We start from the raw sequence: 12,435 nt of genomic DNA, 5'->3' as shown, positions 1-12,435 counted from the left end.
CGATGCTGAGAATCGACCGCGCGGCCGTCGACGAGGTGGCCAGGGCCGGCAAGCCCGACGAGCTCGTCCCCAGGGTCCAGGACGCCGTCCGCCTGGAGTTCGCCACGATCCCGCCGTACCTGACCGCGATGCTGTCGCTGAAGCCGGGCCGCAACCGCGACATCTGGTGGGCCGTCCACGACGTCGTCGTGGACGAGATGCTGCACCTGCTCATCGGCTGCAACCTGCTCAACGCGCTCGGCGCCCGCCCCGCCCTCGACGCGCCCGGCTTCCTGCCGCGCTATCCGGGGCCGCTGCCGCTCGGCATCGGCGACGACCTCGTGGTGGGGCTGGAGCCGTTCTCGCGCGGCCTCATGGAGCGGGTGTTCATGCGGATCGAGGAGCCGGAGGAGCCCCTGGTGTTCAGGAAGGAGGGCGCGGTGGGGGCACCGCCCGAGTTCGCCACGATCGGCGAGTTCTACCGCACGCTGGTGGATGCGCTGCTCGCGCTGCCCGACCCGGTGCTGCCCGGCGACGTCACCCGCCAGGTGGTGGCGCCCTCCTGGTTCGGCTCCGACCGGCTCTTCCCCATCAGGACGACCAAGGACGCCGCCCGCGCCGTCAACCTCATCATCGAGGAGGGCGAGGGCACCTCCACCTCGCCGGTCGACCCCGACGGCGACATCGCCCACTACTACCGCTTCGCCGCCATCGCCAAGGGCCGCCGCCTGGTACGCGACCCGTCCGCGCCCGCCGGCTTCTCCTACACCGGCGCGCCCTACCCGTTCGACCCCGACGGGGTGTGGCCGCTGACCCCCAACCAGCAGGTGGACGACCTCGACAGGAACTCCGAGGGGTGGCGGCGGGTGCACCAGTTCCGGGTCACGTTCACCCGGCTGCTGACCGCGTTGCAGCGGTGCGTGGACGGCCGGCCGGGGCGGCTCGACGCGGCGATGGGCATCATGTTCGAGCTCAAGCTCGCCGGGCAGATGCTGGCCGCCACGCCGGCGATCTCGGGCGGCACGCCGACGGGCCGCCACGCGGGCCGGTCTTCACCCGCGCCGAAATCAACCAGTGACGGTGATCAACCAGTGACGGCGATCGGCCAGTGACGGCGATCGGCCAGTGATTCAGGGCCGGATGGCGCCGACGAGCCGGCCGCGCCAGTAGTCGTCGAGATCGACCACCTTGACGACGTCGCCGGTCTGCGGGGCGTGCACCATCCGGCCGCCGCCCGCGTACATGCCCATGTGCCCCAGCCCCTTGCTGAACAGCAGGTCGCCCGGCTGGAGCTGGTCCAGGGGCACGCGCCGGGCGGCCCCCAGGCCCACTGGGTGTAGGTGGTGCGGGGCAGCCGCACCCCGGCGGCCCGCCAGGCCGCCTGGGTCAGCCCGGAGCAGTCGAAGCTGTCCGGCCCCGTCCCGCCGTACCGGTAGGGCTTGCCGACCTGCGCGAAGGCGAACTGGAGCGCTTCGCGGGCGTTGCCGGTGGCGGGGCCGGTGTAGGTGATGCCGGTGCTGCGCGGGTTCCCGTCGCGGTAGGCGCCGAGCCGGCGCAGCAGCTTGGTCTGCTCCTTGACGAGGCGTTCGACCTCCTCCTGCTTGCCGCGCACGTCGTCACGGGCCCGCGCGGCCGCTTCCAGGGCGGTCCTGGCCTGGTCGCGCCGCTCGCGCAGCCCCTTGGTGGCCTCCTCGAACGCCTGGATCTTCGCCGCCCGGTCCCGGGCCATCTGGTCGAGGGCGGCCATGCCGTTGAGCATCGCCTCGGGCCGCCCGCCGACGGCGATGTGCTGCCAGCCCATCGAGGGGCCGAACTGGTAGTCGTGCACCGCGATCGCGGCCAGCTCCTCGCGCAGCCCCGCCACCTGCCGCTCCTTGCCGGCCAGCTCGCCGTCCAGGGCCTGGTGCTTCTTCCTGGCCGCGCGGTAGGTCTCCGTGGCCTGGTTGTAGCGCTCGACGAGCTGGTCGGCCCGCTCGTTCAGCTTCACCAGCCGGGCCCTGGCCTGGGCGGGCGACGGGTCGGCCCGGGCGGGGCCGGGGACGGCGGCCGCCATGGTCATGGTCAGGGCCGTCGCCAGCACGAGCCTCGCCGACATCGAGACCGATACCGTCACCCGTCCGCCTCCTTCGTGCCGTTCCACAAGGGGGTACGCGGCGGGTGCGGCCGGTGTTCATCTCATGCGTGACCGGCATCATCCCGGGGTGAACGTGCAGGGCAGCCGCTTGTAGCCGTTGATGAAGCTGGACAGCAGCCGGTCCGGCTCGCCTGCCCTGATGTCCGGCAGCCGCGTGAACAGCTCGCGCAACATCACGGTGATCTCGCGGCGGGCCAGGTTCGCGCCCAGGCAGAAGTGCGGGCCGGGCCCGCCGAAGCCGACGTGCGGGTTGGGGGAGCGGGTGATGTCGAACGTGTCGGGGTCGGGAAAGACGCTCTCGTCCCGGTTGGCGGAGGCGTACCAGAGCGTCACCCGGTCGCCCGCCTTGAAGCGGTGGCCGTTCAGCTCGTGGTCGCGGGTGACGTTGCGGCGCATGAAGATCACCGGCGTGCTGTGCCGGACGATCTCCTCCACGGCCCCGCCGATGCGGGCGTCGAAGTCGGCCAGCAGCAGCTCGCGCTGCCCTGGATGGTCGGTGAGCAGCTTGAGCCCGTGGGCCAGGGCCGTGCGGGTGGTCTCGTTCCCGGCCGCGACCAGCAGCAGGAAGAACGCGCCGAACTCGCGCGGGCTCAGCCGTTCGCCGTCGATGTTGGCGTTGACCAGGGCGGAGGTCAGGTCGCCCGTGGGGGCGGCGCGGCGCTGCCGGCCCAGCTCGGCGGCCAGGCGGTGCAGCCGCCGGCCGGCCAGCGACACCGTGCCGAGCAGGCGGGCGGTGCGCAGGCGGCCGACCCGGGCGGTGCCGGCGGTGTAGTCGACGGTGCGGCCGACGTACTCGGGGTCGGTGTAGCCGACGACGATGTTGGTCAGGCGGACGACTCGCTCGTGCTCGCGCGGCGGGATGCCGAGCATGTCGCAGATCACCTCGACCGGCAGCCGCGTCGCCACGCGCGCGACGAAGTCGCCGGGGCCGCCGGCGATCAGGTCGTCCACGATGCGCCTGGCGCGGCTCGCGATGTCGTGCTCGGCCTTGGCGAGGGTTTTGGGGGTGAACGCGCGGGAGACGATGCGGCGGATCTTGGCGTGCCGCGGGTCGTCCATGTCGATCATCGAGGTGAACCAGCCGTCCATCCAGCGCGGCAGGTCGGTCGGGCTGGTGGCGCTGGGCTCGCTGCTGAACACCTCGGGCAGGCGGCTGGCCGCCACCACGTCGGCGTGCCGCACCAGCGCCCACGCGCCGGGGTCCTGCCGCAGGAACGGCACCTTCGGCAGGGCGAACCGGCGCGGGCCCGGCTCGGCCCGCAGCATGGCGAACGCCTGGGCCCGCTCGTGCTCGGGCCGTTCCCAGAAGCGCAGGTCGCTCAGATCGATGTCGGCCGGGGTGAGGGCCGCGGGGTTGTCCATGACCACGGGGGCACCGCCTTCCCTAATCTGGTGTTCACCATCACCAGATTCGCCGCGGGCGTCAAGGGCTGCGGCAGAATCGGGGGCATGACGCCCCACCGCGCCTCCCTGCGTCCCTACGGCGGCGTGCCCGCCGAGCAGCGCCGCGCCGCCCGGCGGGCCGCGCTGATGGAGGCGGGCCTCGACGTGCTGGGCACGCGCGGGTGGGCCGCCGCCACCGTACGGAGCGTGTGCGCCCGGGCCAGGCTCAACGACCGCTACTTCTACGAGAGCTTCCCCGACCTCGACGCGCTGCTGCTGGCCGTGGTCGACGACCAGGCCGCGCAGGCCACCGACCTGATCACGGCCGTCGCCCGCCGGGCGCCGCGCCGCCCCCGGCCCCGCGCCACGGCCGTGGTCAGCGCCATCGTCGACTTCCTGACCGCCGACCCGCGCCGCGCCCGCGTGCTGGCCTACGAGTTCCCGGCCAGCCCGCTGCTCCAGGAACGCCGCAGGAAGATCATCGAGGTGCTGGCCGGCATCTACGCCGAGCAGGCCCGCGAGCTGCTCGACGAGGTGCCCCTGGGCGAGACCGACCTCGCCATGACCGCGCTGACCGTGGTCAGCGGCCTGTGGGAGCTGCTGTCGGCCTGGCTGCGCGGCGACGTGGACACCGATCGCGACCACCTCGTGGAGTACGTCGTCGCGCTGCTCCTGACCACCACGGAGCTGGCCCCGGCCCTCGACCGCCGCCTGCGCTGACACGCCTCATCACCGGCGGGCCGCCGCTGCCGTTACCCGCCTGACCAGCCGATCTCCTGGCGCCCGGCCAGGAACTCCGCGGCCGCCTCCCACTCCAGCGGCAGCGGCATCGGGTACGTCGTCCTGATCCTGGCCAGCTCCCGGTGCCCGCGGATCAGCGCGGCGAAGTCGCGCGGATAGGCGCGGGTGTCCACGCCGGTGAACACGCCGACCTTGCGCGCCCGCGCCAGCAGCCGCCGCCAGTCGCCGATCCCGGCCAGCCCCACCGACTCCACCCCGTGCGAGAACAGCATCAGCCGGATCTCGTCGAACGGATCCGCCCCGTCCAGGTAGGCCATCGCGCGGGCGTGCGACTGCTCGGCGTTGAACACCATCCAGTACGGCACCGACCCGCTGCGCAGCGCCCACCACGGCTCCAGCAGCAGGAAGCACTCGACGAGCAGCCGGTCGGCGGGCAGCCCCCGCCGCCGGTACCAGTCGCGGTACAGCTCGGCCACGACCGGGCTGAGGTCCTCCGGCTCGGCGTGGCGCAGCCGGGCCAGCCGCCACCCGTTGCGCGCCGCCAGCTCCTCCAGGTCGCCCAGCAGCTCCGGCTCGAACCCCCACTCCGCCTCCGGGGCGTCGCCGTCGGCCGGCGGATAGTCCCAGCGGTCCCGGCCGGCGCCGTAGCGGGCCAGGTAGGCGGCCACGCGCGGCCCGCCGCTCTCGTACTCCCGCGGGGTGGCGCCGCCCAGCGCGCCGTGCTGGAACACGTACCGGGGCCCCACCCGCGTGACCGGCCGGCGCAGCCCGCACTCGGAGACGACCAGCGTCGCCCCGGCCGGCAGCGACTCCTCCAGGAAGCGCCGGTAGGCCTCGGGCAGCCGCCGCCACTTGACCCGGAAGTACGTCATGCCGGCGATCATCAGCCGGTCCTGGTTGGCGTCGTGCATGTGGTGCAGCACCAGGTCGGGGTTGGCGGCCAGCAGCGCCTGCCCGGCCGCGCGGGCCGCCCGCAGGTCGCCGCGCGGGTCGTCGGGCCGACGCCGTGCCGCCGGACCGGCAGCAGCAGCGTCTGCGGCAGCCACGGCGCCCGCAGCGCCGCCGCCAGGTGCACCAGCGCGCCGTTGGAGGAGCCGATGAACGCCACCGGGTACGGGCCGCGCGGGTAGTGGCCGCTCACCCAGCGGGCCAGCTCCTCGGAGCGGATGCCGGGGACGCGGCGCGGCGGCACCGCCTCGGCCCACCCGCCGGCCGCGTACAGCTTCTCCTTGGCCGGGCGCGGCAGCCGCGCCGCCGCGCCCGCCACGGCGGCGGCCACCGGCTCCAGCGCGCGCGGGCCCTGCCCGAGCATCGGCACGTCCCGGTCGTGCAGGAACCGTGACAGCGCCCGCAGCATCCCGGTGGCCGAGTCGAACGAGGCCACCGCCTTCTGCGCCCTCATGGGGCCTCCGTCTTGTGCGGCCTCACCACGCGGCCGTCTCCAGGAACGCGGCGACCTCGCGCGCCAGCCCCGCGGGATCCTTGTACGGCACCATGTGCGGCAGCCCGTCCATGACCACGAGCCTTCCCCTCGGCAGCAGCCGGGTCACCTCCTCGGCCCACGCCTGGCTCACCATCCGGTCCGCGCCGCCCCGCACCACCAGGGCGGGCACGCCGACGTGCGGCAGCTTGTCCTCGATCCGGTCGCGCATCGAGGTGCCGAAGGCGGCCAGCACCTGGCGCGGCCCGGCGTCGGCGTAGTCGGCGACGTTCAGCGGCAGCATGCGCGGGCTCTCCCGCACCGAGTTGCGCAGCCACTGGCCGACCAGGCGGGCCGGCGTCCGCGAGCGCGCGTCCACGGTCGGCCCGACCAGCACCAGCGCGCCGGCCACGCCCGGGTGCCGGGCGGCCAGGTCCACGGCCACCTGGCAGCCGAACGACCCACCGAGCAGGCACGGCCGCTCCAGCCCGCTGCCGCGCAGCCACCCGGCGACGGTGTCGGCGAGCGCGGTCAGCGTGAGCGGCGCCGGCGGCTTCTCGCTGCGCCCGAACCCGGGCAGGTCGAGGCTCCAGGCGTCGTGCGTGACGCCCATGGCGCGCACGAACGGCAGCAGCTCCCGGCTCGACACCCCGGCCCCGTGCACGCACACCACGGCGGGCCCCGGCCCCCGGCTGCGCCACGCCGCCACCCGCATGCCCAGGGCGGTGCTCATCAGCGCTTCGAGCGGCACGCCTGTCCTCCCCTCAGGAACCAGCGCCCCTACCCGCAGGCCGATCGCTCAGTCCACCGGGGACGGCGGCGGCGCCCCCAGCGCCTCCAGCTCCTCCCAGAAGCCGTCCGGGATCACCGCGTCCACCAGGGCGTCCAGCGCCTTGAGCCGCTCGACGGAGGTGATGCCGACCACCGTGGAGTGCACCCGCGGCTCCCGCAGCGAGAAGTGCAGGGCCGCCGCCGGCAGCGCCACCCCCCACCGCTCGCACAGCTCCCGCACCTTCTCCACGTGCCGCCCGAACTCCGGCGAGATCGGCCGGTAGCCGTAGCGGGAGGCGTGCCGGGGCGAGCCGGACAGGATGCCGCCGCCGAACGGCGCGGCGTTGAAGACCAGCATGCGCCGCTCGGTGGCCAGCCGCAGGATGTCCTCGGCGCTCCGGTCGACGAGCGTGTAGCGGTTGTGGGTGAGCACCGCGTCGAAGGCGCCGGTGCGGATGTAGTCCTCCACCAGCGTGCCGCCGGCCGCGGCGATGCCGATGGCGCCGACCAGGCCCTGCTCGCGCAGCGCCACCAGCGCCGGCACGGCGCCGCCCGGCGCCATCGCCTCCCGCACCGTGATCGTGAACGGGTCGTGCAGGTGGTAGACCGGCAGCGTGGAGACGCCGAGCCGGGAGATCGTCTCCTCGAACGAGCGCATCACCCGGTCACCGTCGAAGACGCCCGTGCCGGGGTCGCGGTCGGCCTTGGAGAACACCGTCACCCCGTCGCCGATCACTTGGCCGATCAGGGTCTCGCTGCGCCCGCCGGCGTACTCGTTGGAGGTGTCGAGCTGCCGGAACCGGCCGGACACCAGCTCCCGCGCCAGCCGCTCGCCGCCGGGCTCGCGGCCCAGCGCCGACGTGCCGAGGGTGATCGCCTCCAGCGGGATGTCCGTCCCGGGCACGCGGCGCGCCTGCTGCTCTGGCACCCTGTCCGCCTCTCTCGTGATCTGTACGATATGCGGGCGATCATCCCATGTGCCGGGATCAGAGGACGAGCTGGAAGCGGCGCCGCGTCTGCCACTCCACCGTCACCACGGTCGCGTCGTCCTGCAACCGCCCCCGCTGGTGGGCGAGGATGGCCTGGATGAGCCGGCGCAGCGTCTCCGGCGCCGACATCCCGTCGGCCTCCCGCCGCACCACGAAGTCGATGAACCGCTCCAGCCCGAACAACTCCCCGTCCGGGCTCTGCGCCTCGATGACGCCGTCGGTGTAGAACAGCAGCCGGTCGCCCGGCTCCAGCTGGTAGTGCAGCGGCCCGGTGGAGACGGTCAGGCCGAAGCCCATCGGCGGGTCGGGCACGCTGCCCAGCGAGGCCACCAGGTGGCCGTCACGCAGCACCAGCGGCGGATGGTGGCCCCGGTTGACCCAGGTGAGCTGCCCGGAGCCGAGGTCGAGCTCGGCGAGGATGCCGGTGGCGAATCGGCCGCTGAACTGCTCCCTGATGGCAGCGTCGATCGCGTCGCCGAGGCCGGCCAGCTCCATGCCGTGCCGGCGGTTGTTGCGGCAGGCGGCCATGGCGATGGTGGCGGTCAGCCCGGCCGAGGCGTCGTGCCCCATCGCATCGAAGATCGACAGGTGCAGGGTCTCGCCGTCGAGCGCGTAGTCGAAGGCGTCGCCGCCCATCTCGTACGCGGGCTCCAGCGCGGCGCTGATCACGACGTCGTCGTTGGCGAACGTGCCGGGCGGCAGCAGGTTCCACAGCACCTCGGCCGACAGGGTCAGCGGGCGGGCGCGTACCAGCCGGGCGAAGGAGTCGCTGTGCGGCCGCTTGCTGATCACCAGCAGCGCCACCAGCGAGGCCAGGTCCTTGGCCCGCGTCTCGGCGAGCTTCCCGTCGCGCGGCACGCCCAGCCCGAGCACGCCGATCCGTTCGGTGCCGTCCAGCAGCGGCAGCCACAACATCGGCGTCCGCTCGTCGTGCGGCGAGCGGGCGCGCACGATCGTCACCGCGCGGAAGGCGCGGCCCGGCATGGTGCCGTCGATGCGCAGGCTCTCCAACGGCCGCCCGGCGGCGTCGCGCTGGCCCGGCAGCGGCACGAGGCGCTGCTGCTGCAGGTCGGTGGCGTAGATGACGGCGTGGGAGAAGCCGGCCGTGCGGGCGTGCTCGTTCGCCTGGGGCGGCAGGTCCTCCATGCCGGCCAGGTGCATGGCCTCCAGCAGGCCGCCAAGGGCACGCTCACCGTCGCTCTGACCGTCGCTACGCATTTCCCACCCCCTCGCACCTTCAAGCCTCCTACCCATCTGGCGGCGGTAGGTGCCCTGGCGAGGGGCCGGGTCAGGTGGTGCGGTCCACGGCATAGGAGGACTGCACGACGCCCGCCCCGAACACCCTGGTCGCCAGGTGCACGAGCGGCATGTCCCCGCCGGTCGGCCCGAACAGCGGCAGGCCCGTGCCGATCAGCACCGGCACCGTGGTGATGGTCAGCTCGTCGATCAGCCCTTCGCGCAGGAACGTCCGGATGACCTGACCGCCGTCCACGTACACGCTCTTGGTGCCGCGTTCCTCCAGCTCGCGCAGCAGCGTGCCGAGGTCGCGGTGGACGGTGACGCGCGGGTCGGCGTCCGGCGGCAGGGTGCTGCTCAGGACGGCGCAGTGGCGGCCCTCGTGCGGCCACGGGTCGTAGGAGCGGCCCGGCTCGTACGTGCCGCGCCCCATGACGACGGCGTCGATGCCGGCGATGAACTCCTCGTAGCCGAGGTCGCTCCCGGCGGCCTCGCCTCTGCTGGTGAGCCAGTGCAGATCGCCGTCGCGGCGGGCGATGAACCCGTCGAGGCTGACCCCGATGAACACCGAGCACCGGAACGAACGGCTGATGGGCATGCGTCCCCCCCATTAGTAAATGACCCTTCGTTTACAAACCTAGCGAGCCGGGCCCACGTTTGTAAACGCCGATTCAGGAAGGGGCGGATTCTGTCGGCCGCGCCCGGCATGATGGGCGCCATGGCTTCATGGCAGGAGTTCGAGAGCCAGGCGCCGGAGCTGGCGAAGGCCGCCCGGCGGCTGATGGACACCTACACGCACAAGGTGCTGGCCACCTTGCGCAAGGACGGCTCGCCGAGGGTGAGCGGCATCGAGACGAAGCTGCACGACGGCGAGCTGTGGACAGGCTCGATGCCCGGCTCGGTCAAGGCCGCCGACCTGCGGCGCGATCCGCGCATGGCGATCCACGTCACCTCGCGCGACCCCGACCGCACTGACCCGTCCTCCTGGGAGGGGGATCTGAAGCTGTCGGGCCGGGCGGTGGAGACCACCGACGAGCAGGAGCGGGCCGCCTACGGCATCTCCGGCTCCGACTCGCACCTGTTCCGCGTCGAGCTGACCGAGGTGGCGTGGACCAGGGTGCAGGGTGACGAGCTCGTCATCACCGCGTGGCGTGAGGGGGTGGGGGAGCGGGAGTTCCGCCGTAAGTAATCTACAACGTAAAGGCGCCCGCCGCCGTCCGGTGCTGCTATCGTCGGAGATCGTACCGAACGGTTCGATCTCTGGAGTCGTGATGGCCACCTACGTCCTGATCCCCGGCATGTGTCACGGCGGCTGGTGCTACGAGGAGCTGACCGGGCGGCTGCGGGCCCGCGGGCACCAGGTTTACCCGCTGACCCTGACCGGCGTCGCCGAGCGGGCCCACCTGCTGCACGGCACGGTCAACCTCGACACCCACCTCCACGACGTCACCGCCGTCCTGGAGGCCGAGCGCCTGACCGACGTCGTGCTCGTGGGGCACAGCTACGGCGGCATGGTGATCACCGGCGTTGCCGACCGCGTGCCGGAGCGCGTCTCCGCCCTGGTGTACCTCGACGCCATGGTGCCGGGCGACGGCGACTCCTGCTGGAAGCTCGTCTCCGAGCGGGAGCGGCAGTGGTACGCCGACGTCGACGACACCGGCTGCGCGGTGCGGCCGCTGCCGTTCTTCGACGTGCGCGCCACCGCGCACCCGCTCGCCTCCGTGATGCAGCCGCTGCGCCTGACCGGCGGCCTGGAGCGGATCCGCCGCCGCGTCTACGCCTACGCCACCGGCTGGGACGGCCCGTCCCCGTTCACCCCCACCTACGAGCGGCTGCGGGAGGATCCGGCGTGGTCCACGCACGCCCTGGACGGCGGGCACAACCTCATGCGCGACGCGCCCCAGGCCCTCCTCGACCTCCTGACCGGCGTGGCCTGACCGGGGGGTCAGTGGACGGAGAAGCCGCCGTCCACGAAGAGCATCTGGCCGGTGACGAACGAGGAGGAGTTGCCCGCCAGGAACACCGCGGCGCCCGCGAAGTCCTCCGGCACCCCGTTGCGCCCGGCCATGTGCCGCGCGGCCATCGCCGCCACCCGGCCGGGCACGGCCTGGGCGGGCTCGGTGAGCGGGGTCAGCACGAAGCCGGGGATGATCGTGTTCACGCACACCCCGGCCGCCGACCACGCCTCGGCCTGCGAGCGGGTCAGACCGGCCAGCCCCGCCTTGGCGGCGCCGTAGATGCCGCTGTCACCGAAGGCGCTGATCGACTGCTGGGAGCCGACGTTGATGATGCGGCCCCACCCGCGCGCGGCCATCAGCGGCCCGAAGTGCTGGCCGAGCAGGTAGGGGGCGGTGAAGTTGACGGCGAGGGTGCGCTCGAAGTCGCCGGCCGTCAGGTCGGCCATGGGCTTGCGGATGTTGTTGCCGGCGTCGTTGACGAGGATGTCGATGACGCCGGCGCTCTCGCACACCCGCCGCACGTCGTCGCGCTCGCCGAGGTCGGCGCTGATCCAGGAGGCGGTGACGCCGTGCCCGCGCAGCCGGGCGACGGCCTGCTCCAGCTTGTCCCGCCCGCGGGCCACCACCACGACCTCGGCCCCGGCCCGGCCGATCGCCTCGGCGACCGCGTACCCGATCCCGGAGCTGCCGCCGGTCACCAGCGCGCGCCGGCCGTGAAGGGAGAACAGCTCCCGCAGATAGTCCGACATGCTGGAGAAAGCTAGCACCCGCCGTCCAGCCGGAACGCGCCGCCCTCGGTGTGACCAACAGCACAGCCGGCCGCGCCCGGGACGGGTGCCGGCGCCGCGCTGGAAGGCCCGTCCCCGCCTCCGGACGCGCGGACGGCGGGCGCGCACCCCCCTGCGCGAAGCACGGTCCGGGGCCCGCGGGAAGGGCGGTCCACGGCGCCTTCCCGGGCCCCCGGAAGGGCGCGTTGACCAGGGAAAACAAGGGCCGATGGCCGTAGGATCGCGAGGGTCGGGCCGCGCGGGGCGGCCCCCTCTACCTTCCGGAGATCCCGAGTGAAGCGCACCATCCGTACGATCGACGACGTCCTGGCCCTGATGGACACGATGTTCGCCGCCGGTGCCGACCGGTGGACGGGCAACGCCTCCACCTGGTGGGACGGCTTCTACGCCGACCGGTCCAAGCCGGTGCCGTTCTTCGTGGCGGGCCCGGACGAGAGCCTGGCCTCCTACGTGGAGCGGGGGCTGCTCGCGCCCGGCCGGGCACTGGACCTGGGCTGCGGGCCGGGCAGGAACGCCGTGTTCCTCGCCTCGCGCGGGTTCGAGGTGGACGCGGTGGACCTGTCGCCCGCCGCCGTCACGTGGGGGCGGGAGCGCGCGCAGGAGGCGGGGGTCCGGGTGCGGTTCGTGTGCGGCGACGCGTTCACCGCGCCGGAGCTGGCGGGGCCGTACGACCTGGTGTACGACTCGGGCTGCCTGCACCACCTGCCGCCGCACCGCCGGGTCAGCTACCGGGCGCTGCTGGAGCGGGTGCTGGCACCGGGCGGGCACCTGGGGGTGACGTGTTTCGCGGCCGGCCGGATGGGGTCGGACCAGAGCGACGAGGAGCTGTACCGCGACGGCGAGCTGCACGGGGGGCTGGCGTACACGCCGGAGGAGCTGCGCTGGCTGTTCGCGGACTACACCGAGGTGGAGCTGCGCCCGATGACGCCGCAGCCGCCCGGCGGGCCGCTCTTCGGCGCGGATTTCCTGCTGTCGGCGCTGTTCAGCAGGACGACGGCGGCCTGAACCGCACGGAGGGGTTTGCGCGACGGCGGCA

Annotated in this window: 13 protein-coding genes and 1 pseudogene; 5 read left to right on the top strand and 9 right to left on the bottom strand. The window is 73.6% G+C overall.

The window, feature by feature from the left end; all coding sequences use genetic code 11:
• Positions 1–2: 2 nt before the first annotated feature.
• Positions 3–1,091: a ferritin-like domain-containing protein gene (locus tag KIS93_RS54185; protein WP_186404999.1), complete on the top strand. Its 1,089-nt coding sequence runs from the start codon at positions 3–5 to the stop codon at positions 1,089–1,091.
• 18 nt (positions 1,092–1,109) lie between these two features.
• Here the strand turns inward: KIS93_RS54185 and KIS93_RS68595 are convergent, their stop codons facing one another.
• From KIS93_RS68595 to KIS93_RS54175, 3 genes and pseudogenes are all read right to left on the bottom strand, one after another.
• On the bottom strand, positions 1,110–1,286 hold the full coding sequence (locus tag KIS93_RS68595) for an NlpC/P60 family protein (RefSeq protein WP_335673941.1): 177 nt from the start codon (positions 1,284–1,286) through the stop codon (positions 1,110–1,112).
• 71 nt (positions 1,287–1,357) lie between these two features.
• Positions 1,358–1,708 (bottom strand): annotated as a pseudogene (locus KIS93_RS68590) (NlpC/P60 family protein); the annotation flags it as partial.
• A gap of 462 nt (positions 1,709–2,170) precedes the next feature.
• Positions 2,171–3,475 (bottom strand): cytochrome P450, encoded by a 1,305-nt coding sequence (locus KIS93_RS54175; protein ID WP_080046768.1) that lies wholly within the window; start codon positions 3,473–3,475, stop codon positions 2,171–2,173.
• An 87-nt stretch (positions 3,476–3,562) separates the two neighbouring features.
• Here KIS93_RS54175 and KIS93_RS54170 point away from each other — a divergent pair, with 87 nt between their 5' ends.
• Complete coding sequence (locus KIS93_RS54170; protein WP_155127381.1) at positions 3,563–4,216, top strand: TetR/AcrR family transcriptional regulator; 654 nt, start codon at positions 3,563–3,565, stop codon at positions 4,214–4,216.
• 32 nt (positions 4,217–4,248) lie between these two features.
• Here KIS93_RS54170 and KIS93_RS54165 read toward each other — a convergent pair whose 3' ends face one another.
• The 5 genes from KIS93_RS54165 to KIS93_RS54145 all read right to left on the bottom strand — a co-directional run bounded on the left by KIS93_RS54165 (position 4,249) and on the right by KIS93_RS54145 (position 9,251).
• Positions 4,249–5,283, bottom strand: a complete 1,035-nt coding sequence (locus tag KIS93_RS54165; protein ID WP_246005508.1) for a hypothetical protein — start codon at positions 5,281–5,283, stop codon at positions 4,249–4,251.
• Positions 5,284–5,661: 378 nt separating this feature from the next.
• Positions 5,662–6,408 (bottom strand): alpha/beta fold hydrolase, encoded by a 747-nt coding sequence (locus KIS93_RS54160; RefSeq protein WP_080038991.1) that lies wholly within the window; start codon positions 6,406–6,408, stop codon positions 5,662–5,664.
• A gap of 48 nt (positions 6,409–6,456) precedes the next feature.
• A complete protein-coding gene (locus KIS93_RS54155; protein ID WP_222108012.1) occupies positions 6,457–7,356 on the bottom strand; it encodes an aldo/keto reductase in 900 nt (299 codons plus the stop codon).
• Between the two features lie 58 nt (positions 7,357–7,414).
• Entirely contained in the window at positions 7,415–8,635 is a 1,221-nt protein-coding gene (locus tag KIS93_RS54150) for a PP2C family protein-serine/threonine phosphatase (RefSeq protein ID WP_080038990.1), read from the bottom strand.
• Between the two features lie 70 nt (positions 8,636–8,705).
• Entirely contained in the window at positions 8,706–9,251 is a 546-nt protein-coding gene (locus tag KIS93_RS54145) for a dihydrofolate reductase family protein (RefSeq protein WP_080038989.1), read from the bottom strand.
• Positions 9,252–9,371: 120 nt separating this feature from the next.
• Between KIS93_RS54145 and KIS93_RS54140 the strand changes: the two genes are divergently transcribed.
• Together KIS93_RS54140 and KIS93_RS54135 are read left to right on the top strand one after the other, a co-directional pair.
• Positions 9,372–9,842 carry a pyridoxamine 5'-phosphate oxidase family protein gene (locus KIS93_RS54140; RefSeq protein WP_080046766.1) on the top strand — a complete coding sequence of 157 codons (471 nt, stop codon included), beginning with the start codon at positions 9,372–9,374 and terminating at the stop codon, positions 9,840–9,842.
• An 82-nt stretch (positions 9,843–9,924) separates the two neighbouring features.
• A complete protein-coding gene (locus KIS93_RS54135) occupies positions 9,925–10,590 on the top strand; it encodes an alpha/beta fold hydrolase (protein WP_080038988.1) in 666 nt (221 codons plus the stop codon).
• A gap of 8 nt (positions 10,591–10,598) precedes the next feature.
• Here KIS93_RS54135 and KIS93_RS54130 read toward each other — a convergent pair whose 3' ends face one another.
• Positions 10,599–11,360, bottom strand: a complete 762-nt coding sequence (locus KIS93_RS54130; protein ID WP_080038987.1) for an SDR family NAD(P)-dependent oxidoreductase — start codon at positions 11,358–11,360, stop codon at positions 10,599–10,601.
• A 312-nt stretch (positions 11,361–11,672) separates the two neighbouring features.
• Between KIS93_RS54130 and KIS93_RS54125 the strand changes: the two genes are divergently transcribed.
• Positions 11,673–12,404, top strand: coding sequence for a class I SAM-dependent methyltransferase (locus KIS93_RS54125; protein ID WP_080038986.1), 732 nt, complete (start codon positions 11,673–11,675; stop codon positions 12,402–12,404).
• Positions 12,405–12,435: the final 31 nt, after the last annotated feature.

Source organism: [Actinomadura] parvosata subsp. kistnae, assembly GCF_900323885.1.
GTDB classification, from domain to species: Bacteria; Actinomycetota; Actinomycetes; order Streptosporangiales; family Streptosporangiaceae; genus Nonomuraea; species Nonomuraea composti.
Note: the sequence above shows the minus strand (reverse complement) of the source record. Positions and strands in the feature narration are given on the sequence as shown.

Coding starts and splice junctions, on each gene's coding strand:
- KIS93_RS54185 (WP_186404999.1), top strand. CDS start 3: ATGCTGAGAATCGACCGCGCGGCCGTCGACGAGGTGGCCAGGGCCGGC.
- KIS93_RS54175 (WP_080046768.1), bottom strand. CDS start 3,475: ATGGACAACCCCGCGGCCCTCACCCCGGCCGACATCGATCTGAGCGAC.
- KIS93_RS54170 (WP_155127381.1), top strand. CDS start 3,563: ATGACGCCCCACCGCGCCTCCCTGCGTCCCTACGGCGGCGTGCCCGCC.
- KIS93_RS54150 (WP_080038990.1), bottom strand. CDS start 8,635: ATGCGTAGCGACGGTCAGAGCGACGGTGAGCGTGCCCTTGGCGGCCTG.
- KIS93_RS54145 (WP_080038989.1), bottom strand. CDS start 9,251: ATGCCCATCAGCCGTTCGTTCCGGTGCTCGGTGTTCATCGGGGTCAGC.
- KIS93_RS54140 (WP_080046766.1), top strand. CDS start 9,372: ATGGCTTCATGGCAGGAGTTCGAGAGCCAGGCGCCGGAGCTGGCGAAG.
- KIS93_RS54135 (WP_080038988.1), top strand. CDS start 9,925: ATGGCCACCTACGTCCTGATCCCCGGCATGTGTCACGGCGGCTGGTGC.
- KIS93_RS54130 (WP_080038987.1), bottom strand. CDS start 11,360: ATGTCGGACTATCTGCGGGAGCTGTTCTCCCTTCACGGCCGGCGCGCG.